Raw genomic sequence first — 24,406 nt, forward strand, 5'->3', positions numbered from 1 at the left:
CCGCTGGATGTGGCTACCCGACGATCAGCTGGCCGCGATATCGAACAGGTTGCCCTCCGGATCGGCCAGCGTTACCCACTGCACGCCGTATTCGACGAAGTCGCCGATGTGCTTGGCGCCCAAGCCGATCGCGCGATCGATCTGCTCGCGCCAGTCGGCGGCGTTCAGGTCCAGGTGGATCACATTCTTGCCGGGCGTCTTATCCGGCACCTGGATGAACATCAGCACCGGCGAAATCCCTGCGGCCATACCGACGGTGGCGAACTTGGTGCTCGCGCTCGCATCCAGCGGCCGATCCAATAGCTCGGACCAGAAACTGGCCAGCGCGGCCGCATCGGCGCAATCGAAGGTGATGTGCCCGATGGTGAGTGTCATTGTGGTTCTCCCTATTTCAGAGCCGACCAATGGGCCAGCAGACTTCGGTGCGGTATGCGGTGGGATCGTCGATTTCGCCGGGGCCGAGGACATAGAGCTCCCGGACCGGTTCGGCCAGTGCGGTGTCGTGTTCGGCGACGTGGCTGCCGAGGGCGCCGTAGGTGCGGTCGAAATCGTCGAAGGGGCCCGCGTGCACGGCCACGGCGAAGCGGCGCGCGGGCAGTTCGATGATCGAGAGTTCCTCCGGCACTGCGATATCGGCCGCGGCCGGGATCGGGACGAAGGCGGCGACCTCACCCTCGTCGTCGGCGAAGAATTCCATCGAATAGGTTGCGCCGTCGACACCGGTGGGTGCGATATTCGTCGCGGCCAGTGTCTCGTGCAGGAGCGGATACGTGGCCGCGCACCAATCCCCGAGTGCGTCCCTGGTGACCGATTCGACGCGGGCGAGCGCCGGGAAGGCCGGGATCGATCGGTATTCGACGGTGATCGGCGCGGACGGTGTCAGCAGCAACCGCAGCGATGCCACCACCGACCGCGTGCGCTGCAACTCCGCTTCCATGCGCGCCAGATGGGCGCGCAGTGCCGTGTCCCGGGATTCGGTATCCGAGGCGGCCAGCACCGCCTTGATCTCGGGCAGCGGCATATCCAGCCCGCGCAGCCGCCGGATCAGATGGGCCTGCGCGACCTGATCGATCGAATAGCGCCGATATCCCGATCCGGCGTCGATCGCGACGGGTTCGAGCAGTTCGACCTCGTGGTAGTACCGCAGCGTTTTCACGCTGAGGTAGGTCAGCCGGGCGAACTCCCCGATGGAGACTGTCGCTGTCATGTCTCCAGCGAACACCCTCCAGTGACGGGAGAGTCAAGTAACCGCACTAGTAAGTCAGCGCGAAGGTCAGCAGCAGGGTGGTCTGGAAATAGCCACGCCACCAGGAGTAGCCGAACCACACATTGGGCGTGATCTCGCGGATCTCGTCGTAGACCGGTGGTGTCGGTGAGGGGTCGTAGTTCAGCGCCCAGGCCGGTCCGCCATCGGAGAGTGCGGGGGCGGTGTAGACGTCGGCCTTCCAGGCCTCTAGGCCCGCGCTGGTGACCCGGTTCACCAGAAAGCCACCGTCGGGGCCGGTATAGAAGGTCTTGCCGATCCACAGCGACGGGGCCACCGCCTGCATGACCGGTGGCCGGGTGACCCAGCCGTTGGTCACGCCGCTCGGCACGTTGCCGCGCGGGGCGTCGTGGAAGATCGCGTCCTGCTGCACTGCCGAGCAGCGGAATCGGAGCGAATCGATGGTGGCCGTCGGGTTGTCGGGGTAGAGTACGCAGCCGCTGCCGTAGTCCAGCGCCGCGTTGACGACACCGGAATCGACGACATCGGAATCGGGGACGCCCGAGTCGGCGGCGGCGGGGCTCGCGACCCCGAGGAGCACACTGGGGAAGCCCAAGGAAAGCGCCAGGGTGCTGATGAAAAGAACTCGGTTCGCATTCATTGCTGTCTCCAGAAATCACCACACCCGACCCAAATCGATGGTAGGCATGGCGGCCCTGCGCCGCATTCGTTGAAGATCCAATCGTTACCTGGCCGTCGGTCGGGCACCGGGCTCCGGACGGACGGCCCGCAGCGGCGCCCACTACGCTGGACGGCGATACTTTCCGCAGAGAGGACAAGCCGTGCAGCCCGGTGGTCAGTTCGATATGCAGCAGTTACTCGCCCAGGCGCAGCAGATGCAGCAGGCGGTGATGCAGGCCCAGGCCGAGATCGCGGCGACCGAAGTGGAGGGTCAGGCCGGTGGTGGCCTGGTCAAGGTCACGATCAAGGCGACCGGCGAGGTCGTCACGCTGGCGATCGACCCGAAGATCGTCGATCCCGACGATGTCGAGAGTCTGCAGGATCTGGTGATCGGCGCGGTCAACGACGCCATGTCCAATGCGCAGCAGCTGGCCGCCGAGCGGCTCGGTCCGCTGGCCGGTGGCGGGGCGCTGCCCGGTCTGCCCGACTTCTGATCCGAGGACGTCTTTGTACGAGGGCCCGGTCCAGGATCTGATCGACGAGTTGGGAAAGCTACCCGGCGTCGGTCCGAAGAGTGCGCAGCGCATCGCATTTCATCTGCTCCAGGTGGAGCCGCCGGAAATCGACCGGCTGCAGGCCGCTTTGCAGAAGGTGCGCGACGGCGTGCAGTTCTGCATTGTCTGCGGCACGGTCTCGGATAACGAAATGTGCCGCATCTGTTCGGATCCGCGCCGCGACCGCACCATGATCTGTGTGGTCGAGGAGCCCAAGGATGTGCAGGCCATCGAGCGCACCCGGGAATTCCGCGGCCGCTATCACGTGCTCGGCGGCGCGCTCGACCCGCTCAGCGGCATCGGACCGGACCAGCTGCGCATTCGAGAACTGTTGGCGCGCATCGGAAATCAGGAGGACGGCGTCGATGTCGCCGAGGTGATCATCGCGACCGACCCGAATACCGAGGGCGAGGCGACGGCCACCTACCTGGTGCGCATGCTGCGCGATTTTCCGGGTCTTTCGGTGACGCGATTGGCTTCCGGCCTGCCGATGGGCGGCGATCTCGAATTCGCCGACGAGCTCACGCTCGGCCGCGCGCTATCGGGTCGGCGCACACTGTAAATCGGGGGTTGCGCCCGACCGAACACGCGTTACTGTGTCGGGGATGAGCATCGAGTTCTTGTTGACCACGCTCGTCATCGTCGCCACCCCCGGAACCGGCGTGCTGTTCACGCTGGCGGCCGGACTGTCCCGGGGGACAAGAGCCAGCGTGATCGCGGCCTTCGGCTGCACACTCGGCATCATTCCGCACATGGTCGCGGCCGTGACCGGACTGGCCGCACTGCTCAACGCGAGTGCCGTCGCCTTTCAAACACTGAAATATCTCGGTGTCGCCTACCTGCTGTACATGGCGTGGAATACCTTCCGGGACAAGGGTGCGCTCGCCGTACCGGAGGAACAGACCGGAACCCATGGTGCGCCCTCGGCGCGGCAGGTGATCACCTCGGCGGTGCTGCTCAATATTCTCAACCCGAAGCTGACGATCTTCTTCTTCGCCTTCCTGCCCCAGTTCGTGCCGACCCTTTCGAGCGACCCGCAAGCGATCGCTAGCGATGACAGTGCGCCGAATGCGCTGGCGCGCATGCTCGAACTGAGCGGGCTGTTCATGCTCGCCACCTTCGTGGTGTTCGCGGTATACGGAGCGTGCGCAGCCGCCGTGCGCAACCACGTGATATCGCGACCCGCGGTGGTCACGTGGATGCGCCGGATCTTCGGGGCCTCCTTCATTGCCCTCGCCGGTCGACTGGCCGTGCAGAACCAGTAACCGTCACAGGGTGATTCGGCTCCAGGGCAGGGTTTGCAGGCGGCTGCGGTCGTCGATGGCCCAATCCCAGATCAGCTCCGCCACGATCTGCGGGTCGGTGACGGTTACGCCGAAGTGCTTGTCCGGGGCCCCATCTCGATATTCGAGAGTGAAGGTCCCGGACTTGTCGCGGTAGGTCTGGATATAGATCTGCTCATCGCGTTCGACGACCAGATAGGGATTCGGCGGGGCCAGCTCGGCGATCCACTGGTCGGTCAGCGCCTTCGTCACATAGGGGAATTCACCGGCGCCACCGTGCGTGACCAGTGCGGGCACATGTCCGGCCGGATCGATCAACCAGGCCAGCTGCGGATCGTAGACGGCGTAGTTCAGCGGCGTCGCGATCTCGAACAGCAGATGCCGGACGAATCCGATCGCGTCGTATGGGCACGGAACGGGCAGCACCGCACCGGTCGCCGCGCCGCCGAGCGGAGCCGTGCTCAGGAAACCGTCCTGTTCGGGTAGCTCGGCATTGCGTCTGTTCAGCTCGGCCGCCATCGCCGCGACCGCTTCCGTCTCGGGTCTACCCTGCTGGGTGGCCAGATACGCGTCGACCTGCGCGATCGTCGTGGCGGCACCGGACGGCAACAAGACGTGGTCGTAACTCACCAGCCCAGCCTACGGGGGCGCGATCGCAGCAAGTTCGGCGCAGCCGGGTGTGTTCAGGCGGTGCTTGCGGTATCCCGGGTCGGTGCGGTGCAGGTGCAGCCGCCGGCAACGTCGGCGCAATCGATGACGAAGGTGTGTCGGGCGTGGTCGAAATCGATGCAGTCGGCGTCGGTGCATTCGGTGATTCGGGCCGGGTGAACGATCAGGGTGCCGTGGCAGTGGTCGATGGCGAATTCGCAGGACGGACAGTTCGGCGCACGCATATGACCTCCAGACGAGATCGGTTCGTGAATCGGTCATAGCACCCACACGCGCCGGCCGGTGGGAGGTCGGGCGCGTGTCGCGCGACAGCATCGGGACAGCGGCTGTCCGGAAACCTACTGCTCATGCCGCACCACACCCGGCCAGGGTGTGGTGAACTTGCTGCATGGGCATCAAGGTGTCGCTCGAACACCGGACGACCTACACCTTCGACCGGCTGGTGGAGGTCCATCCCCACGTGGTGCGACTGCGACCGGCGCCGCATTCGCGGACCAGGATCGAGGCCTACTCGATGCGGGTCACCCCGGACGATCACTTCTGCAACTGGCAGCAGGACGCATTCGGAAATTTCCTTGCTCGGCTGGTCTTTCCGAATCCGGCGCGGGAGCTGTCGATCACCGTTGGGCTGATCGCGGATCTCGAGGTGATCAACCCGTTCGACTTCTTCGTCGAGGACTACGCCGAGCATTTCCCGTTCGCCTACGGCCGGGAACTGGTCGCGGATCTGGAGCAATATCTGCGGCCGGTGGATGAATCCGAACCCGGTTGCGGCCCCGGTGCGCTGGTCCGGGATTGGGTGCGCGCGCATACGCCGACCGATCGGCCGCGCACCATCGACTTCCTGGTCGCGGTCAATCATGCGCTGCGCAATGACGTCGGCTACACGATTCGGATGGAGCCGGGCGTGCAATCGCCGGACCATACGCTGCGCGTCGCGATCGGGTCGTGCCGCGATTCGGCCTGGCTGCTGGTGTCGATCCTGCGCGAATTCGGGTTGGCGGCGCGGTTCGTCTCCGGATATCTGGTGCAGTTGGCCCAGGACGTGCCCTCGCTCGACGGGCCGTCGGGTCCGCCCGCCGACTTCACCGATCTGCACGCCTGGACCGAGGTGTATCTGCCCGGCGCGGGGTGGGTCGGGATGGACCCGACCTCGGGCCTATTCGCGGGGGAGGGCCACATACCGTTGGCCGCGACACCGCATCCGAGCTCGTCGGCCCCGATCACCGGGGCGACCGGGCGCACCGAGGCGACCATGGATTTCGCCAATACTGTGCGCCGGGTGCACGAGGATCCGCGAACCACATTGCCCTACACCGCATCCCAGTGGGAGCGGATCACCGCGGCCGGTGCGGCGGTGGACGAGCGGATGGCCGCGATGGATATCGGGTTGACCATCGGCGGTGAGCCGACCTTCGTCTCGATCGATGACCAGACCGGCCCGGAATGGACCACCGAAGCCGACGGTACGCACAAACGGCAGCGAGCCGTCGATCTCGCCGATCGCCTGCGCCGCATCTATGCGCCGACCGGGATCGTCCAATACCGGCAGGGCAAGTGGTATCCGGGAGAACCGTTGCCGCGCTGGGAGATCGCGGTTGCCTGGCGTGCCGACGGGGAACCGGTCTGGACGCGCCAGGATCTGCTGACCGATCCGTGGATGCCGCCCAAGCTGGTCGCCGTGGTCCCGGAGGGGCATAGCGTCGGCGTCGAGCCGATGGCCGAGCATTCCGGGAGCGTAGCCCGGCAGCAGGTGGATGCGGCCGGTGATTCGGCCGCTGGCGTCGAGAATACGACTGGGGCACAGCACCTTTCGGATTCGTCCACCGCGTCGGCCGGAAATGGCAACGGTGCGGCGGCCGCGGACGGTGCGGCGGTCCGGCGTACGCAATGGCCGATGCGTGCCGATGCGGAGTCGGCGCGCGCTTTGATCGCACATGTCGCCGCGGGTCTCGGCCTCCCGGATACCCAGGTGCGCCCCGCTTTCGAGGACCCGCTGGCCAGGCTGGCGGGCAGTGTCCGTGCGCCGCAGGGTGATCCGGTGGATCCGAGCGATGATCTGGAACCGGGCCAGGATTCGGCGCAGGCCCGCAAGGAGCTGCTGGCGCGGCTCGACGATCCGGTGACCGCGCCCGTCGCGTATGTGCTTCCGCTGTATCGGCGTGCGGACGGATCCGGGTGGGCCAGTGCCGACTGGCGGATGCGTCGCGGCAAGTCAGCCGATCAGCCGGAGGGCCGAATCGTATTGTCGGAGGGCGATTCGCCCGCCGGATTGCGGCTACCGCTGGATGCCATCTCCTGGCAGCCGCCGCGGCCACGGCCCGACAGCGACCCGCTGTTCATGGGACCGCTGCGGGCCCAACGCACCGAACCACCCGCGGTGGTGGCGGACGCGGACTGGGAGCCGACCACCGCACTCGTCGGTGAGGTGCGCAATGGCAGGTTGCACGTCTTCCTGCCGCCGTTGGAGCAACTCGACGACTTCCTCGATCTGCTCCGGCGCGTCGATGCCGCCACGATCGCGCTGGGACAGCCGGTGGTACTCGAGGGCTACGCCCCGCCCGTCGATGCCCGGCTGCGCACCCTTTCGGTGACGCCGGACCCCGGCGTTATCGAGGTGAATGTGCAGCCGAGCGCGTCCTTCGCCGAACAGTCCGACCTGCTCTCGACGCTGTACGAGCAGGCGAGGCTGGCCCGGCTGAGCACTGAATCCTTCGATGTGGACGGCACGCACAGCGGGACCGGCGGCGGCAATCACATCACCCTCGGTGGGGTGACCCCCGCGCGGTCACCGCTGCTGCGCCGTCCGGATCTGCTGGTGTCGATGCTGACCTACTGGCAGCGGCATCCGTCGCTGTCGTATCTGTTCGCCGGTCGGTTCGTCGGGCCGACCTCGCAGGCCCCTCGGGTGGACGAGGGGCGCGAGGACGCGCTGTACGAATTGGAGATCGCCTTCGCCGAAATCGCTAGGTTGAGCAAGCATTCGGATGGGCGGTCCGCGCCATGGCATATCGATCGGGCGCTGCGGCATCTGCTCACCGATCTCACCGGCAATACCCACCGCGCCGAATTCTGCGTGGACAAGCTGTACAGCCCGGAAACCGCTAGGGGCAGACTGGGATTGGTCGAGCTGCGCGGGTTCGAGATGCCGCCGCATTTCCAGATGGCGCTGGTGCAGTCGCTGCTGGTTCGCGGCCTGGTCGCGCGATTCTGGTCGGAGCCGTTGCGGGCCAGGCTGATTCGACACGGTGCGAATCTGCACGGCCGCTATCTGCTGCCGCATTTCCTGATGACCGATATCGCCGACGTCGCCGCCGACCTGCGCGCGCACGGTATCGATTTCGACACCTCCTGGCTCGACCCGTTCACCGAATTCCGCTTCCCACGCATCGGCACCGTGGTGCTCGGCGATGTCGAACTCGAACTGCGTGGCGCGATCGAGCCGTGGAACACCCTCGGCGAGCAGACCGCGGCGACCGGCACCGCCCGCTATGTCGACTCCTCGGTGGAGCGGCTGCAGGTGCGGGTGGTCGGCGCGGACCGGGACCGCTTCGTGGTGACCTGCAATGGGATGCCGGTGCCGCTGCTGGCCACCGATAAGGCCGACGTCCAGGTGGCCGGGGTGCGCTATCGCGCATGGCAGCCACCCAACTCGCTGCACCCGTCGATCACCGTCGATGCGCCGCTCGTCTTCGATCTCATCGACGCCGAGACCGGGCTGTCCCGCGGCGGCTGCACGTATCACGTCGCACATCCGGGCGGCATGGCCTTCGACGAGCCGCCGGTCAACGCGGTGGTCGCGCAATCACGCCGCAACCGCAGGTTCGAGGCGGCCGGGCACACCACGGCCCGGGTCGATCTGGGGGAACTACGTGCGAAGATGACAGCACAGTCCACTGATATCGGAGCGCCGGGCATTCTCGATCTGCGCCGGGCACGGACGGTGTGGGGACTGGTCAGCAATCGGTAAGGCGAGGTCGGACAGGTGTCCGCGGCGCACTGGACAATGTCTGACAGGGGAAGCGAGGTCGGCGCGGTGACTATGCGCGACGAGGCGCGAGGCTCGGGCGCCCGGGAATCCGGCGCGCGGGGGGAGTCGACGCCGCCGAATGCCGGACGTCTCGGCGTGCGCGAGCAGATCGCCGAACAGTTCGCCATATACCGCGCCGAGGGGGCCGATAGCGGGTCCTTCGACGAATGCGGTCGGCCGATGGGCGGCTACTACGACGAATTGGTCGATGCCAACGGCGGTGTGCGGCATATCTGGTCGGAGCTGTCCGCCGACTTCGTCGAGTTGGGCACGAGCGGACTCGGGCGGCTGGACAGCCGGGTGCGCAGGCTGATCGATGACGATGGCATCTACTACACCGAAGTGGGCGCGGCCGGCGAACCGGCCCTGCCGACGGCCTGGCGCCTGGATCCCATTCCGCTGCTGGTGTCCGCGGACGACTGGACCCGGCTCGAGGCCGGGCTGGTGCAGCGCTCACGAGTGCTGGACGAGGTGCTCACCGATATCTACGGCGCGCGCCGCACCATCACCACCGGCCTACTGCCGCCGGAATTGGTATTCGGCAACCGCGGATATGTGCGGGCTGCGCACGGCATCACGATTCCCGGACGGCATCAGCTGTTCCTGCACGCCTGCGATCTGAGCCGGTGGAGTGACGGACAGTTCCGGGTGATCGCGGACTGGGCACAGGCCCCGTCGGGCGCCGGCTACGCGCTGGCCGACCGCCGGGTGGTGTCGACGGCGATTCCGGAGGCCTTCGAGCGCTCCAATCCGCGCCCGTTGACACCGTTCGCCAGGGCCATGCGGTTGATGTTGATCGAATCCGCGCCGATGGCCGATGACGAGGATCCGGTCGTGGTGGTGCTGAGTCCAGGTGTGCACTCCGAAACCGCCTTCGATCAGGCCCATCTGGCCTCGACACTGGGTTTTCCGCTGGTGGAGAGCGCGGATCTGGTGGTGCGCGACGGCGCGCTGTGGATGCGCTCGCTCGGCACCTTGAAGCGGGTCGATGTGGTGCTGCGCCGGGTGGACGCCGAATTCTCCGATCCGCTGGATCTGCGGCCGGATTCGCGGCTCGGGGTGGTCGGCCTGGTGGAGGTGCTGCGGCGCGGTGCGGTGACCGTGGTCAATACCCTCGGCAGCGGGCTGCTGGAGAATCCGGCGCTGGCCGGATTCCTGCCCCGGATATCGCGGGCCCTGCTCGGCGAGGAGTTGGCGCTGGAGAGTGCGCCGACCTACTGGGGCGGCCACGACAGCGAACGCTCGCATCTGATCGCCAATCTGGATCGGCTGATCATCCGTTCGGCGGTCGACGGGGCGACGCTGTTCGGGCCGGAACTGTCCAATGCCCAGCGCGCCGAACTCGCCACCCGGATCGAGGACAGCGGCTGGCAGTGGGTCGGGCAGGAGCCGGCGCAATTCTCGGTCGCACCTGCCGTCCAGGGGTATGGCGGGCTGGCCTCGGCTCCGGTCGGTATGCGGTTGTTCTCGCTGGCCCGGCGCGGCGGCTATACCGCGATGGAGGGTGGTCTGGGGCAGTTGCGTCAGCGGTTGTTGCCCGAGCGAGTGGTCATCAAGGTTGGCGCCAAGGATATTTGGGTCCGCGCGGCCCCCACCGCCGTCGCCGCGATCGGCACCGAACTCGCACGCGAGGAACGCGAACGCCGTGCCCCCGCACTCGAACCGGTCAGCTCACCCCGCGTGCTCAATGACCTGTTCTGGATGGGCCGCTACAGCGAACGCGCCGAAGCCGTGGTGCGGCTGCTGATCGCGACCCACATCCGCTATCAGGACTACCGCTACCAGCCGTGGCTGGAAGGCGCCGACGCGCTGCCTGCGCTCATGGCCGCCCTGGCCCGCACCACCGGTACCTCGGCGCCACTGAGTGAGCTGCCCGGCGGTGTACACGGGCCCGCTGTGGTGGCAAAGATCGAGCCGAGTTCTGCTGTGGGAGTGACGGGTTCGGATGCGGCGCAGTCACAGGCGGCGGGCGCGCCCGGTACGGAACCTACTTCGGGGTCCGAACAACATCCGGATGAACCGAGGCCCGATTCCAGCGCTCATGAATCCGAGCCAGCCGGCACGAATGATGTTGCCGCGGGGGCGGATACGGATCAGGCTGCTGCCGCTGAGCAGGTGGTGCCGGGGGCGGGCCGAGAGGGACACGACTATCTGGTGGAATTGACCATCGATCGGTATATGTCCGGTTCGATGGCCTTCGCGATCGATCGGTACGGGTCGGCGGCGCGGGCCGTGCGGGACCAGTTGTCGGCCGATACCTGGATGATCCTGGGTTCGATGGAACGGGCGCTGTCCGAATATCGATTCACCGGCGACGATCAGGAGTCGGCACTGTCGGCGGTGCATTCGCTGTCACTGGCGGCGTTGCTGTCACTGTCCGGAATCGGTGCCGAATCGCTGGTGCGCGATACCGGTTGGTATGTCATGGATATCGGCAAGCGCATCGAACGGGGGCTGTCGCTGACCGCATTGCTGGCCGCCGCGTTGACGAAGACCTATCCGGTGGCGGCCGAGCGCGTGGTCACCGAAGCGGTGCTGGAGGCCACCGAATCATCGGTGAGTTACCGTCGGCGGTACCGGGATTCGGTGCGGGTATCGGCCGTGGCCGGACTGCTGCTCTTCGATGCGAGCAACCCGCGTTCGCTGGCCTATCAACTCGATCAGCTGGAGGCCGACTTCCAGGCGCTGCCCGGCGCGTCGGGATCCGCACGCCCGCAACGGTTACTTGCCGACGCACAGCGCATGCTGAGCCGCGTCGACCCGGCCGATCTGGATAGCACCGACGCCGAGGGCAGGCGTACCGAACTGGCCGAGCTGCTGGAGGGCGTGCACTTGCGGTTGCGCAAGGTCTCCGAATCGTTCGAGACGACGAGACTGGCCCTGCCGGTTGGCATCCAGCCGCTATGGGGTAGTACGAGGGTCGTTGGATGATGGCGCCCAATGACGCTGTCCGGCGCTATCGGATCGAGCATCGCACTACTTACAAATATTCCGACGAGGTCAGCAGCTCCTACGGTCGCGCGTATCTGACGCCGCGGGAGTTTCCCGGGCAGCGCCTGCTCGCCCACGAGATCCATATCGATCCGATGCCATCGGACCGGTCGATCGGCACCGACGTGTACGGCAACACCACCTCGTATTTCCATGTCACGGCGGAACATACGAAGCTGGTGGTCATCGGTGCCTCGATGGTCGAGGTGCAGGTACCGGACCGGAGCGCGATCAGCGCGACCGACAAACCGTGGGAGCAGGCGCGTCCGAACACCGCGAACGGCCCATTGGCGGTCGAATTCACCCTCGACCTGCATCCGCCCGAAATCACGGCCGAGGTCACCGCATACGCCGCCGAATCCCTGACCCCCGGTCGGCCACTGCTGGCCGCGGTGACCGAACTCAATACCCGCATCTACCGGGACTTCACCTACAAGTCCGGCTCGACGACGGTATCCACCAAGGTCGCCGACGTCTTCGCGGCCCGTGCGGGCGTCTGCCAGGACTTCGCCAGAATCGGTGTCGCCTGCCTGCGCTCACACGGCCTCGCCGCGCGCTATGTATCCGGTTATCTGGCAACCGATCCGCCGCCCGGTAAGGAGCGCATGATCGGCGCGGATGCGACGCACGCCTGGTCGGCGGTGTGGATGCCCGGTGATACCGCGCACGACCGGACCGGTCACTGGATCGGCTTCGACCCGACCAATGACCAGCTCGCCGACGAGCGGTATGTAACCGTCGCCTGGGGCCGCGATTACGCCGATGTGCCGCCGCTGCGTGGCATCATCTATACCGACGCCAAGGAGAGCTCCATCACCGTATCCGTCGACGTCGCGCCGGTGGAGGTGTAGCGAAATGCGCGATTTCACCTGCCCGAACTGTGGACAGCAGTTGGCCTTCGAGAACTCCGTATGCCTGTCCTGTTTCAGCCCACTGGGTTTCAGTCTCGCCGACCGCGCGCTGGTGGTGATCGGCGATCCGCCCGGTGACGCCGCGGTGGACCGATCGGCCGGGGTTGTCGATCGCGAGCGCTTCCGTCTCTGCGACAACCTGCATGTGGCGGAGTGCAATTGGCTGGTGCCGCTACCGGGCGAGTCGGGCGTCTCGGCCGGTGCGATCGGTCCGCCGCCCGGCACCGAATCCGGTGCGGCAGCCGATGCCTGGCAGAGCACCGCCACACCGGCACCCGATGACACTGGGGGACCGCGACTTTGCGAGTCCTGCCGCCTGACCCGGACCCGGCCCAATGATCTCGACGCCGCGGGCATGCAGGCCTTCGCCGAAGCCGAGGCGGCCAAGCGACGATTGATCATGGAACTGGTCGAACTGGGTCTGCCGATCGTCGGTCGCGATAAGAATCCGCAGACCGGCCTGGCCTTCGATCTGCTCTCCAGCGCCACCGACCACGTCATCACCGGCCATGAGAACGGTGTGATCACGGTGGATCTGGCCGAGGCCAATGACCCCCATCGCGAACAGTTGCGCATAGAAATGGATGAGCCCTATCGCACCCTGCTCGGCCACTTCCGCCACGAGATCGGCCACTACTACTTCGACGTGCTGATCGCCGATGACGATGCCGGGCAACGCTTCCGGAACCTGTTCGGCGATCCGAACGCGGACTACCAAGCGGCCTTGGACCGCCACTACGCCGAGGGCGCGCCGGCGGGCTGGGAGATCAACTACGTCTCGTCCTACGCCAGCATGCACGCCGCCGAGGACTGGGCCGAAACCTTCGCCCACTACCTGCACATCCGCGACACCCTGGACACCGCGGCCGCGTTCGGGTTCGCTCCGGCGGGCGCCACGCTGGACCGGCCCCAGGTGGGCCGCGCCGGCTTCGACCGCATCATCGACCTCTGGCTCCCGCTGGCCTGGTCACTCAATATGGTGAACCGCTCCATGGGTCACGACGACCTCTACCCCTTCGTTCTGCCCGACCCGGTGCTGGAGAAAATGCGGCTGGTCCACGACCTCTGCGCCACTGCCGACCCCCGCTGACCGCGCGCACCGTGCGTGCGCGCGGTTCTACGTCGTGCTGCGCGCTACCTAGCCGACGCCATTGGTCGCGATCATATGTTCCGCAATGCCTTCCGGTGCCCACTGGTTTTGCGCCAGTGCCTCGTATACGCAGACGAGCAGCAGAATCCGGGCCCGCTGTCCGGCCGTCAATTCGGTATCCAAATAGGATTCCTGGGCCCGCAGGCCGGTGCCGGACGCCCGGCGCGGGCTCGGCTCCGATAGCAGCCAGAACAGCTCCGGCCCGATCAGGATGGAGCGTCCGCCGGTTTCGGTGAACCACCGGGACGAGTATTCGATCATCAGCTCGGTGAATGCTTCGCCGTTGTTGACCGATTCGGCGAACTGGTTCAATGCGCCCGATCGATCGATACCGCTCTGGATCACCGACGCGAGTCGGCCCGCGATCTCCCGGAATTGATCTATGCCCTGGTCTTGCCAAACGTGGAAAGCCATCGTTTCTCCATCGACGTGTCCGATTGTGGCTGAAGCAGTTCGAGCAGGGTGAGCACCTCAGGCACGGCCTACCGCCCAGACGGCCGGTCCGCTCTCGCCTGTGCTAGATGGGGTCGATCTTGGTCTGGCCGTTCGGCCCGGCGGTCGCGAACGTCGGAGTGATTCGCGGCGACGCCGAGTGCACGGTCCCGGGCTGTGCGCTGGTCAGCATCTTCTTGGGAGCGACGAGCAGCGGGTCGGTAGTCGCCAGGATTACGGGAATCCGCGTCGGCACGACACGCTCGGGCGGCGGTGTCGGGTCCGAATCGTCCTCGGTGTCCCAATCCTCCGCTTCCGCTGGGTCCCAATCCTCCTCCGCCACTTCGGCTTCATCCGGTAGCGGTGCTCGGTCGTGATCCTGTTGCGGTGCTCGGTCGAAATTCTCGTGCGGTGCCAGGTCGTAGTCCTCGTGCGGTGCCGGGTCCTGATCCTCGTGCGTCGGGGCGGGATCCGCGGCGCGGGTGCGCTCGCGTCCGCGCCCGAACAGCATCAGGGTGAGATGCACCGCGAACAGCATCGTCAACGGCATGCCCGCATACAGCGACAAAGACACGGGGCTACCCCCGATTTCGCGCGCGTACTCGATATTTCCGGCAACCGAAACCAGGGTCCAGACAACGAACAGTCCGGTCGCGTACCACCATGCCGAACTTCCCCTCCGGAAGGTGGCGGTGGCGATGATCGAACCGATGACCAAGCCGTCGATGGCGATCGGCACATTCGCGGCGAGCGCCGGAGCTACCAGGTTTCGCACCGACAGGTCGTGCAATGCGGCAAACGACATTTCGAATGACGTCAGTGCGACGATGCCGGTGACGATCGCCGAGGCATGTAGCGGACGCGGCCGCCATGCCCGTAGTCGGGTAACCAGGGACAGCCGGTAGTCCTCCGGTGCCGAATGCTCCTCGAGCCGATCCGATCTCGCTGATGTGATCGTCGCCATAGCGGGAGCGTATCGTGCATTACTCGGTATTCCGCTGAAGCCCTAGGCGAAAAGCGCCTTGTGTTGCGCCCATAGCACGCCGCGCGACCACCCGGCCACGCGGCTGTCCCGCTGCGCGCGGAGCGATCACCCACGGCCGCCCGCGCAGCGGTGATCAGGCGCGCAGGCGTTCGCGGCGCAGTTGGTCGACCTCGGGCAGGTGCAGTGGCGGGAGTTCATCGACGCCGAGGACGCGGCGCAGGAGCAGATCGGCGAGTTCGGGATTGCGGGCCAGGGCTGGACCGTGCATGTAGGTGCCGATGGTGGAGCCCTGGACCACACCCTCGAGGCCGTCGCCGACACCGTTGCCCACGCCGCGGGTGACGTGCGCGAGACCGGTCGCGTCGCCGCCGAGTTTGGTTCCGCCACGGTGGTTTTCGAATCCGGTGAGGGCGGCGGTGAGGCCGGGGAGCAGCGGGGTGGTGGTCACCTCGCCGATCGCGCGCTTCGCCTGCGGCGAGGTGGTGACATCGATGAGGCCGACACCGTCGACACGCTCTCCGGAGGAGGTCTCGTACCAGTGGCCGAGCACCTGGATGGCGGCGCAGATGGCAAGTACCGGAGCGCCTTTCGCGGCGGCCCGCTGCAGACCTGGGTGGCGCTGCAGGTGCCGGGTGGCCAGCCGCTGCGCCGAATCCTCCGCTCCGCCGAGGGTATAGATGTCCAGTGATTCGGGAACCGGGTCGGCGAGGGTGATTTCGACGATCTCCGCGTCATGGCCGCGCATGCGCAGCCGCTGGCGCAAGACCAGCGCATTGCCGCCATCGCCGTAGGTGCCCATCACATCGGGCAACACCAAGCCGATACGTACGGTCGATTCGCTGCGCGATGCGCTCATCCTTGCTCCTCCAGATCGCGGTTGAGATCCCGGAACGCGGTGTAGTTCGCCAGCACCTCGACCCGTCCCGCCGGACAGGATGCAATGGCGCGCAACGGATCCGGCACCGTGGTGTGCTCGACCCCGGCATAGGTGAGGCGCACCGCGAGGTCGGTGGCCCGCTCACCGGCGGCCACCACCTGCACGCCCTCGAAATGCTCGAACCGCACATCCCACAGCCAGGACAGATCCTCGCCATCGGGCACCTGCCCGTTGACCGCGATCACCAGACCGGCCGAATCGGGCTCGATCATCGACAGCGCCTCCTGCCAGCCCGCCGGATTCTTCGCCAGCAGCAGCCGGGCGGCATGCTCGCCGACCTGCACGGTCCGGTAGCGGCCCGCGATCTCGCGCACCGTACCCGCCGCGGTCGCCGCCGCCGCCGGATCCGCACCGAGTGCGACCGCCGCGGCGACCGCCTGTGCGGCATTGCCCTTATTGGCCCGTCCGGGCAGCGCCAACTTCAGCGGCAGCCGGATACCGTTGGGCCCGACCAGTTCATCGCCATCGAGCCACCAATTCGGCTCGGGCCGCTCGAAATCCGTGCCGGTGCTGCGCCAGTGCGCGCCCTCCCACACGATCGGCTCACCGCTGCGCGGACAACTCGTCGCATCCATCGACCAGCCGCTGCCCGCCGCCACCCAAACGACATTCGGATGGTCGTAGGCAATGGAGGTGACCAGCACATCGTCACAGTTGGCGATCACCACGGTCTGCGGATGCCGTGCCAGCCCCGCGCGCAGCCTGCGTTCGATCATATTGATCTCGCCGACCCGGTCCAGCTGGTCGCGGCTGAGGTTCAGCAGGACCACCACCGACGGGTTCAGCGAATCGGTGACATGCGGCAGATGCAGCTCGTCCACCTCGATCGCGGCCAGCGGTGTGCCGCGGTGTGCGCTCAGCGCGGCCACGATGCCCGCGTCCATATTCGCGCCGTCGGCCTGGGTGGCGACCTTGCCGAGTGTGCTCAGTGCGGCGGTGGTCATCCTGGTGGTGGTCGACTTGCCATTGGTGCCGGTCACCAGCACGGTGCGCCGCCCGCGGCCGAGCTGATCCATGATCGTCTTATCGATCTGCAGCGCGATGAGCCCGCCGATCATCGATCCTTTGCCGCGTCCCGCCTTCTGCGAGGCCCACGACGCCGCCGCCGCTGCCCGCAGGGCGAGCCGCCCGCGCACCGTTATCTCTGCCACGCCGCGAGTCTATGTGTTCTGCTCGCCGACGCATTCGCTGCGGGCCGCTCGCTGGCCGGCAGTGACGGCGCTCACTCCTGGTACAGCTTGGCGTTGTAATTCTCCGGCGCGTAGTGGCGCTCCAGTTCCTCCACCGACTCCGTCACATTGGTCTGGACCTCCTTGACCAGGCAGGCCGGACTGGGCAGGTTGTCCTCCGGCCACAGCTCCGGTTCCCACAGGTGACTGCGGATGAACGCCTTGGCGCAGTGGAAGAAGATCTGCTCGATATCGACCTCGATGGCCAGGATCGGGCGGTGTCCCCGCACCACCATGTCATCGAAATACGGAGCGTCGCGGACCAGCCGGGCCCGCCCGTTGATGCGCAGCGTCTCGCGGCGGCCCGGAATCATGAACAGCAGCCCGACATGCGGATTGCTGAGGATATTCAGATAGCCGTCGGCCCTGCGGTTACCTGGTCGTTCCGGGATGGCGATGGTGGTGTCGTCGAGCACCTTCACAAATCCCGGCGGATCGCCCTTCGGCGAGGTATCGCAGTTGCCCGCGGCATCACTGGTGCTCAGGGCGATGAACGGGGTGGCGGCGATCCAGTCGCGGTCGCGCGGATGGAGTGCGATGCGCTCCTTGGTCGCGGCTCGCGGCAGCACCTCCCCGAGCAGCTGCCGCAGGTCGGCCGGGTCGGTGATGACTCCCCCGCCTCCCCGGAACTTTTGCCGGTCGTTGTGCACGTGCAGACTCCCGTTCCGGGCCGCCGGGTACATGCTGAACGACTCTTGGGCGTACCCGACGAGTTACCCATGTGCTGACGAAATCAGTGATTACGTTGGCACTCTAAGGTGATTCGCGCAGCGAGTCCAGGGTTAGAGACGCACATCGAACAGATTCGGCTGGCCCGCGGCATAGCGTTCGGCATCGATGCGGCGCAGTGGTTCCAACTCGGGGACCCGGTAGAGGGTGAACTTGCGGCAGCGCTCGGCATTCGAGCCGGATACCTCGAGAATGGCGTTGACCGCGTCGCGCGCGGATTCGTTGGCGCCCTCCATGGTCGCGAGGTCGACATTGGTGCGCACGTAATCGCCTGCCAGGAAAAGATTTTCGAGCGCGCCGTGCGGCTCCGGTCGGCAATCCCAGGAACCGGCGGTATTGATCAGCAGCGGGTCGGCATTGACATTGCGCCGCTGCGATTCCTGCCAGCTGATGCCCGTATCGAGGAACCACGAATGCAGATCGCTATCGCGCAGCAGCTCACCGCGATCATTGAGATGGACGGTGAGCTGGGCCCATACCTCGCGGGCGATCTCCTCGTGTGTGCACTCCTTGGCGGGTTTGCCGTAGAGCATTCCGGGGGTGTTCCAGTCGGAGATATCGACCGAAAGACAATCCTGCACGGTGCCGTCGCCGAATTCGGTGAGTTTGCGCGTCCAGAGCTGATTCTGGGTGATCGAGGTGAGCGACCACGGCGCATCGATATAGGCGGTGTGACCGCGCGAAATATCCATCGGCCTGCGCAGATAGAACTGGATGCCGTTCATCCAATCGACGAACAGCCGATCCATCGCGGCCAGTTCCGGACGCACCGCGAGCACGTCGGGCGACCACAGTGCGCGGGCCTGTTCGGCGGGCAGCGCCACCACGAAATGGTCGGCGTCGACACCGCGCGTGGTACCGGTCTCGTCGACGACGCGGGCTGAGGCGATGCGCCGATCGCGCATGTCGAGCCCGCGCACCTCGGTGCCCAGCGCGAATTGCACACCGAGTTCGCGCAACCGCTGCACCCACGGATCGATCCAGACCGAATTGGTCGGGCCGTTCAATACCCGGTCCAGTGCGCCATCGTTGCCGACCTCGAAGGGGTTGCCCAGGAACTGTTCGCCCATAGTGCCGATGGTCCGGACGCTGGCGACATCCTCCTTCGCGGCCACCATGATGCTGGTCAACGTGCGCGAGAGCAGTGCGCGGAATTCGTGGGAGCGCTCGTGCCCGCCGACAAAATCACGCCACGAGGTGTATTCCCACTGGCCGTAGCGGCGGGCGTCGCAACTGGAGTTGAAGACCAATAGTCGATCGGCGAAGTAGGCGCCCTCATCGGCGGGCATTTTCAGTGCCGTGGAAATCGTCGCGCCCACAGTTTCGCGGAACGCCTCCGGAGTAAAACTCGTGCGAGCCTTGGGACCGAGCGGTAGTCGGAAATCGTCGCCGTCGCGTCGCGCGAAACGTGCCTCGGGCACGCCGATCAGATTGTTCCAGACGCCATTCGGATTGCCCGCGAACGGAATTCGCCGCATCGTATCCGGAATGTGTTGGTAGAAGCCGGGAAAGAAGCGGAAGCCGTGCTCACCGGGCAGGTCCGGCCGTCCCCCCGATCCGGTGCCCGGCACCGGAATGCTGCGCGCCTTGCCGCCGAGCGCGCGTCTCTCGTATACGGTGACCTGGAATCCGCGCTCGGCCAATTCGTGCGCCGCGGTCAAACCCGCGACCCCGCCGCCGAATACCGCGACCCGCCTGCCACCGGGACTCCCCGCGGCAGGCGCCGGTCTCAGCGCACCGGCCGACAGCGTCCCCGCCGTCGCTACCCCCATCGCGACCGTCCCGCGAAGCATTGCTCGCCGCGAAACGGCCCACTGTTGATCTGCCATGCGCTTCTTCGTGCCTAGCCTCGGGACCTGACCTCTACCGCCGCAAACACTGTAAAGCGGCAACTGGCGGGCACCCCGACCCACCCCTGACGCCGCCACCCGAACCCCGATCGGTCTCGACAGGTTCGCGATTACAGCGGGGCAGACATTACCGGGCTGTGCGAGCGACCCGAGTTACTTCCTGGAACCGAGGTTGTACGCAACCTTCGCAGGTCGGGGCGTTGCGGTGGGCGGCGCTTTCGGTCTTCGGCGAAAGCGCCAGGTAGCTCGCTTGCGGTGGGCGTGTGTTGCTTATCGCAGGCTGTGTCGAGTGCTGTTCGGCGTAACCGGTTCATGGCGCGACTGGCTATGGCAGTGCTGTTGCGGGCCATGGTGTGCTGCGTGTCACCCCCAACTATGCCGATGGCTCGGCGTAACCGGTTCGACCCGGCGTGCGACGAGGTGCGGCAATGCTATTGCGGGTGATGGTGGTGCGCCGTTGCCGACGCCGCGTCGATGGATGCTGCCGGGGTTCGACGGAAGCATCAGATAGGTCGCCCGCTTCGAGGCTTCTCACGGGCTGGCTCGAGTGCTGTTGGACGCAACCGGTCTGTCCTCGGGCGGCCAGATGTGGCAGCGATGTTGCAAGCAGCGGTGGCGCGCTGCTGCCTCAACCATGCCCATGCTTCGCAACGGTTCGCCCGCGGGACGATCACGGCAACGCTGTTGCGGGTGATGGTGGCGCGGCGCTGCGCCCGGCCGTCGCGAGGAGGCCGACGGCTCGGTGCAACCGGTTCGTCATGGTGCAGCGAGACGTGGCAGCTCGAGCTAGGGTCCGCAGCCCGCCATGTCGATGGCTCGGGGCAACTGGTCCGACCTGGCGGGACGAGTCACGGCAACCGTTGCGGTGGTGACGGTGCGCTGTTGCATTTCGCCGAAAGGTCCACGCCGCGTTGGTGGCCGAATTCGTTTCCTTCGGTGGGGATTTCGGCGAGATCGCCGCGAGTCGGCACTTGCGTGGCGCTCGGCGAGGTGCCGCTCGCTCATGACTGCGTCGGCAAACCGAAACGGACCCGGGCCGGGGTCCGTTGTCGCTGGTGGGTCAGGCCTCGACCAATCGGGGTTGCCCGCCGAGGGGCCGATCCGATGCCGCAACGGTTGGAACCGATTCCGCTGTCGCGGGCGCATCGCGGCGCCCGGCTTTCGTTGCCGCGAATGCACCTGCGATCACGATTGCTCCACCGAGCAGCGATAGCGGCGTCGGGTCCTCACCGAATGCGGCCCAGGCGGCGAGGATGCCGACCACCGGGACGAGCAGGGACATCGGCGCAACAGTGCTGGCCGGGTAACGGCTCATCAGGTAGGTCCACAGACCGGAGCCTGTGATGGTGCCGAGCGCGACGATATAGGCGAGCCCGAGCAGTGCGTGCCAGCCGCTGGGGGAGGTGGCGTCGGTGAGTGCGCGCAGACCGGTTGTCGGTCCCTCGGTGAGTGCGGAGAGTGCGAAGAGCGGGATCGGTGGCACAACCGTCATCCACAGCGTGAGGTGCAGCGGGTTGACGCCACCTGATGCGGTGGCCAGCCGGGACCCGATATTGCCGAAGGCCCAACCGAGCCCGCCCGCCAGTGTCAGCACCACCGGCAGCAGTGCGGCATGCTGCGCCCGATCGACCCCGATCACCACGATGCCCGCCACCGCGACCGCAAGGCCGAACAGCTGCGTCCCCTGCAACCGCTCCCGCAGCATCAGCGCACCGAGCACAACCGTGAACGGCGCCGAGGACTGCAGCACCAGCGAGGACAACCCGGTCGGCATCCCCGCCCGCATCGCCGTGAACAGGAACGCGAACTGCAGAATCCCGAATCCGATGCCGTACAGCAGAAACCACCGCATCGGCACTTCCGGCCGCGGAACGAACACCACCACCGGCACCGCGATCACCACAAACCGCAGCGCAGCGAAAAAGAACGGCGGAAAGTGGTCCAGCCCCACCCGAATAGCAATGAAGTTCAGCCCCCAGAGCACCACAACAGCGAGCCCGAGCAGTCGATCACGATTCGTCACGTTCTTTATCGTGAGTAATAAAACAAATAAGAACAATCGAATAAATATGCACTATCAATGTAGCATCACTTAATGATCTCGAACCCCGATCCCAGTCGAGCCCCCAGTGTTGGGCCGCCGATGGCTGTTGAGCGGCTGCGGGTGCTGCGTGAATTCGCGGATCGCGGGACGATTGCGGCTGTCGCGGAGGCGCTTTCGATGACGCCTTCTGCGGTGTCGCAGCAGCTCAAGGTGCTCGGCAAGGAGGCGGGCGTCGCCTTGCTCGAGCCCGATGGTCGGCGGGTGCGCCTCACCGATGCGGGGCACGCCCTCGTCGTGCGCGCCGACGAGGTGCTAGCCGCGATGGACCGCGCCGTGGCCGAGATGGCCCACCATCGCGGCTCTGCCCGCGGTCGCGTCCGCGTCGCGTTGTTTCCATCCGGCGCCGCACTATTGCTGCCGCGGGTGCTGCCTGCTCTCGCCGACAGTGGCGTCGAGGTCATCGCCCGCGACGAGGATGTTCCGCCGAGCGAAGTGCCGCGCCTGCTCGCCGACTACGACATCGTCCTCACCCACCGCGACGAGCGCTCGCCCGGTATCGCAGGCCCGCGTGTCAGTACCACCGTCATCATGCGCGAACCCACCGATGTCGTTGTCGCCCTGACGCATCCGCTCGCTGGCCGCACCGAGGTGACACCCGCCGAACTCGCGGAGGAAACCTGGCTCAGCGTCCGCGGCGGCTTCCCGGTCGACGATGTCCTACGCTCCATCGCCACCATGACCGGCGTCCAACCCCGTATAGCCCAGCGCCTCAACGACTTCCGCGTAATCGAAACCCTGGTCGCCGCCAACTACGGCGTGGCCCTCATGCCCCGCTGGGCCGTGGCCCACCCCAACCTCGCGGTCCTACGCCTCTCCGGCGTCCGCGCCGCCCGCCTCTACGAACTGGCCACCCGCCCGCACGCCGCCACCCGCCCCGCCATAGCCACCGTCCTAACCGCCTTCCACACCGCCGCCCACCAAGTAACAGCCGAATAACCCCCACCACCAGCCTCCCCAGACCACCCCACTCCCTCGAGAATGCGCTGATGCAGCATCGCTCTCGACGTTTACCTGCATCAGCGCATGGTGATCGGCTGTCCAACTTGGTTCTTCGGCACGGCCTGTTGGGGCCGACAACCTTGTGCTGCATACTAATTGGCTACCTCGCACAGGGTGTCTCTGTGCGAGGTAGCCAAATGTTCTGCGCCAGTGCCGGGGGAGGCGGGGCGGCCGGTTTGGGGGTTAGTGGTGGCGGGGTGGGCCTGGGCGGTATTGCTGGGAGCCGATGTAGCTGAAGTCGTCGGCGACCATGGCGGCTAGTTCGAGGAGGGCTCGGCGGGTTGGTTTGCTGACCAGTTCGAGGTCGATTTCGGCGCCCTCGGCGAGGTGGTCGTCGAAGGGGACCACCTGGACTGCTCGGGTGCGGTCCAGGAAGAGTTTGCGTAGTTGGTCCAGGTCGACGGTGGAGGCGCCGCGGCGAGAGGCGTTGACCACCACCACGGTTCGTTCGACCAACTTGCCGTAGCCGTGGTGGTCGAGCCAGTCCAGGGTGGCGGAGGCGCTGCGGGCGCCGTCGATGGCGGGGGAGGTCACGAGCACCAGCGAGCTGGCCATATCCAGTACACCGGCCATTGCCGAGTGCATCAAGCCGGTGCCGCAGTCGGTGAGGATGATGTTGTAGAACGACTGCAGGATGCCGATGGCCTGGCGGTAGTCGGCCTCGCTGAAGGCCTCGGAAACCGCTGGATCCTGTTCACTGGCAAGCACTTCCAGTCGGCTCGGTGCCTGGGAGGTATGCGCCCGGACATCGGAGTACCTGGTGATGTGGCTGTCCTCGAGCAGGTTGCGCACGGTGGAGCGGGTCTGCCGCGGCACCCGGTGCGCGAGCGTGCCGAGGTCGGGATTGGCGTCGATCGCGATGACCCGGTCGCCGCGCAGTGAGGAGAACGTCGATCCGAGCCCGACCGTGGTCGTGGTCTTGCCGACGCCACCCTTGAGCGAAAGGATCGCGATCCGATAGTCGCCGCGCACCGGCTGATTCACCCGGTCGACGAGATCGCGGTAGACGACATCCGCCGCGGACTCACCCGGATTGATCATGCCGCCGGAGGCCTTGTGCACGGCCCGGCGCCAGCCACTGCGCGGTGCCTTGCGGGCCCGCTTGAGCAGATTCAGATCATTGACCGAATGCCCTGGCTGCCCAGGCTGCGGCACATGCTGCGGCTGGAACGGCTGCTGCGGCTGATACGGATTCGGCGGCCCGCCTTGCCATCCGGGCGGCGGCCCCTGCTCGGCGTACGGCATCTGACCGGTATTCGGCCCCTGATCCACATAGCCCGGCGGACCCTGTTCCGCATAGGGCAACTGCCCGGCGTGCGGCTGACCCATGGGCGGCTGAGCCATGGGCGGTTGCCCCATCGGCGGTTGCCCCATGGGCGGCTGCTGATACATCGGCGGCTGCACCGGCGGTGGCGGCGCCCAGCTGTAGATCGGCCCACTCTGCGGTTCGCCGTGACCATCCTGCGACACCCGCCGGACCAGCCCATCGGGCCCGATATCCTGCCGGAACTCACCATAGGACGGCTCGGGCTGCACCGGGTGGCTACCACTCTGCCCAGGACCCGGCTGCGCGAATTGGCTGGTGCTGTAAGGCCCGTACGGCTCCGGCGCACCGGGCGGCGCGAAGCCGTCGGGCGGTCCGTACTGCTGTGGCATCCCGGCCTGCGG

The 24,406-nt window shown here is 66.6% G+C and carries 21 protein-coding genes; 8 read left to right on the forward strand and 13 right to left on the reverse strand.

Translation table 11 applies throughout. The features are described from left to right. Positions 1 to 24: 24 nt before the first annotated feature. Genes ABZ293_RS22890 through ABZ293_RS22900 form a run of 3 tightly spaced genes read right to left on the reverse strand, consistent with a single transcriptional unit; the run spans position 25 to position 1,865 of the window. On the reverse strand, positions 25 to 375 hold the full coding sequence (locus ABZ293_RS22890) for a VOC family protein (protein ID WP_355183590.1): 351 nt from the start codon (positions 373 to 375) through the stop codon (positions 25 to 27). A 16-nt stretch (positions 376 to 391) separates the two neighbouring features. Beyond that, on the reverse strand, positions 392 to 1,207 hold the full coding sequence (locus ABZ293_RS22895) for a MerR family transcriptional regulator (protein WP_355183592.1): 816 nt from the start codon (positions 1,205 to 1,207) through the stop codon (positions 392 to 394). A gap of 46 nt (positions 1,208 to 1,253) precedes the next feature. Beyond that, positions 1,254 to 1,865 carry a hypothetical protein gene (locus ABZ293_RS22900; RefSeq protein WP_355183594.1) on the reverse strand — a complete coding sequence of 204 codons (612 nt, stop codon included), beginning with the start codon at positions 1,863 to 1,865 and terminating at the stop codon, positions 1,254 to 1,256. Positions 1,866 to 2,046: 181 nt separating this feature from the next. On the opposite strand from ABZ293_RS22900, the gene ABZ293_RS22905 reads away from it, so the two are divergent. From ABZ293_RS22905 to ABZ293_RS22915, 3 genes are read left to right on the forward strand one after another with little or no spacing between them, the layout of a single operon-like run. Then, a complete protein-coding gene (locus tag ABZ293_RS22905) occupies positions 2,047 to 2,379 on the forward strand; it encodes a YbaB/EbfC family nucleoid-associated protein (protein WP_355183595.1) in 333 nt (110 codons plus the stop codon). Between the two features lie 13 nt (positions 2,380 to 2,392). After that, positions 2,393 to 3,001, forward strand: coding sequence for a recombination mediator RecR (recR, locus tag ABZ293_RS22910; RefSeq protein WP_354954554.1), 609 nt, complete (start codon positions 2,393 to 2,395; stop codon positions 2,999 to 3,001). Positions 3,002 to 3,044: 43 nt separating this feature from the next. Continuing rightward, the gene (locus tag ABZ293_RS22915) at positions 3,045 to 3,704 is read left to right on the forward strand and encodes a LysE family translocator (protein WP_355183597.1); all 660 of its coding nucleotides are present in this window, start codon (positions 3,045 to 3,047) and stop codon (positions 3,702 to 3,704) included. A gap of 3 nt (positions 3,705 to 3,707) precedes the next feature. On the opposite strand, the gene ABZ293_RS22920 is transcribed toward ABZ293_RS22915, so the two are convergent. Together ABZ293_RS22920 and ABZ293_RS22925 are read right to left on the reverse strand one after the other, a co-directional pair. Further along, entirely contained in the window at positions 3,708 to 4,352 is a 645-nt protein-coding gene (locus tag ABZ293_RS22920; RefSeq protein WP_355183599.1) for a hypothetical protein, read from the reverse strand. Between the two features lie 53 nt (positions 4,353 to 4,405). After that, positions 4,406 to 4,615: a hypothetical protein gene (locus tag ABZ293_RS22925; protein ID WP_355183601.1), complete on the reverse strand. Its 210-nt coding sequence runs from the start codon at positions 4,613 to 4,615 to the stop codon at positions 4,406 to 4,408. 164 nt (positions 4,616 to 4,779) lie between these two features. Here ABZ293_RS22925 and ABZ293_RS22930 point away from each other — a divergent pair, with 164 nt between their 5' ends. The 4 genes from ABZ293_RS22930 (at position 4,780) to ABZ293_RS22945 (ending at position 13,413) form a co-directional block, all read left to right on the forward strand. Further along, a complete protein-coding gene (locus ABZ293_RS22930; RefSeq protein WP_355183603.1) occupies positions 4,780 to 8,361 on the forward strand; it encodes a transglutaminase family protein in 3,582 nt (1,193 codons plus the stop codon). Positions 8,362 to 8,433: 72 nt separating this feature from the next. Further along, positions 8,434 to 11,352 carry a circularly permuted type 2 ATP-grasp protein gene (locus tag ABZ293_RS22935; protein ID WP_355183710.1) on the forward strand — a complete coding sequence of 973 codons (2,919 nt, stop codon included), beginning with the start codon at positions 8,434 to 8,436 and terminating at the stop codon, positions 11,350 to 11,352. Further along, positions 11,349 to 12,263 (forward strand): transglutaminase family protein, encoded by a 915-nt coding sequence (locus ABZ293_RS22940; protein WP_355183605.1) that lies wholly within the window; start codon positions 11,349 to 11,351, stop codon positions 12,261 to 12,263. The genes ABZ293_RS22935 and ABZ293_RS22940 overlap by 4 nt, the downstream gene beginning before the upstream one ends. A gap of 4 nt (positions 12,264 to 12,267) precedes the next feature. Further along, a complete protein-coding gene (locus tag ABZ293_RS22945; RefSeq protein ID WP_355183607.1) occupies positions 12,268 to 13,413 on the forward strand; it encodes a putative zinc-binding metallopeptidase in 1,146 nt (381 codons plus the stop codon). Between the two features lie 48 nt (positions 13,414 to 13,461). Here the strand turns inward: ABZ293_RS22945 and ABZ293_RS22950 are convergent, their stop codons facing one another. The 7 genes from ABZ293_RS22950 to ABZ293_RS22980 form a co-directional block, all read right to left on the reverse strand. Further along, positions 13,462 to 13,887: a hypothetical protein gene (locus ABZ293_RS22950; protein ID WP_355183609.1), complete on the reverse strand. Its 426-nt coding sequence runs from the start codon at positions 13,885 to 13,887 to the stop codon at positions 13,462 to 13,464. A gap of 103 nt (positions 13,888 to 13,990) precedes the next feature. Then, entirely contained in the window at positions 13,991 to 14,869 is an 879-nt protein-coding gene (locus ABZ293_RS22955) for a DUF2637 domain-containing protein (RefSeq protein WP_355183610.1), read from the reverse strand. A 154-nt stretch (positions 14,870 to 15,023) separates the two neighbouring features. After that, complete coding sequence (locus ABZ293_RS22960) at positions 15,024 to 15,746, reverse strand: glutamine amidotransferase (protein ID WP_355183612.1); 723 nt, start codon at positions 15,744 to 15,746, stop codon at positions 15,024 to 15,026. Continuing rightward, on the reverse strand, positions 15,743 to 16,978 hold the full coding sequence (locus ABZ293_RS22965) for a MurT ligase domain-containing protein (RefSeq protein WP_355183613.1): 1,236 nt from the start codon (positions 16,976 to 16,978) through the stop codon (positions 15,743 to 15,745). The genes ABZ293_RS22960 and ABZ293_RS22965 overlap by 4 nt, the downstream gene beginning before the upstream one ends. A 71-nt stretch (positions 16,979 to 17,049) precedes the next feature. Beyond that, a complete protein-coding gene (locus tag ABZ293_RS22970; RefSeq protein WP_355183615.1) occupies positions 17,050 to 17,706 on the reverse strand; it encodes a pyridoxamine 5'-phosphate oxidase family protein in 657 nt (218 codons plus the stop codon). Positions 17,707 to 17,838: 132 nt separating this feature from the next. Further along, the gene (locus tag ABZ293_RS22975; protein ID WP_355183617.1) at positions 17,839 to 19,557 is read right to left on the reverse strand and encodes an FAD-dependent oxidoreductase; all 1,719 of its coding nucleotides are present in this window, start codon (positions 19,555 to 19,557) and stop codon (positions 17,839 to 17,841) included. Positions 19,558 to 20,695: 1,138 nt separating this feature from the next. Then, positions 20,696 to 21,658 (reverse strand): EamA family transporter, encoded by a 963-nt coding sequence (locus ABZ293_RS22980; RefSeq protein ID WP_355183619.1) that lies wholly within the window; start codon positions 21,656 to 21,658, stop codon positions 20,696 to 20,698. A gap of 120 nt (positions 21,659 to 21,778) precedes the next feature. Between ABZ293_RS22980 and ABZ293_RS22985 the strand changes: the two genes are divergently transcribed. Further along, positions 21,779 to 22,675: a LysR family transcriptional regulator gene (locus tag ABZ293_RS22985; RefSeq protein WP_355183621.1), complete on the forward strand. Its 897-nt coding sequence runs from the start codon at positions 21,779 to 21,781 to the stop codon at positions 22,673 to 22,675. A gap of 246 nt (positions 22,676 to 22,921) precedes the next feature. On the opposite strand, the gene ABZ293_RS22990 is transcribed toward ABZ293_RS22985, so the two are convergent. Beyond that, on the reverse strand, positions 22,922 to 24,394 hold the full coding sequence (locus ABZ293_RS22990; RefSeq protein WP_355183712.1) for an AAA family ATPase: 1,473 nt from the start codon (positions 24,392 to 24,394) through the stop codon (positions 22,922 to 22,924). Positions 24,395 to 24,406: the final 12 nt, after the last annotated feature.

This window comes from Nocardia sp. NPDC005998, assembly GCF_040614395.1.
Classification (GTDB): Bacteria; Actinomycetota; Actinomycetes; order Mycobacteriales; family Mycobacteriaceae; genus Nocardia.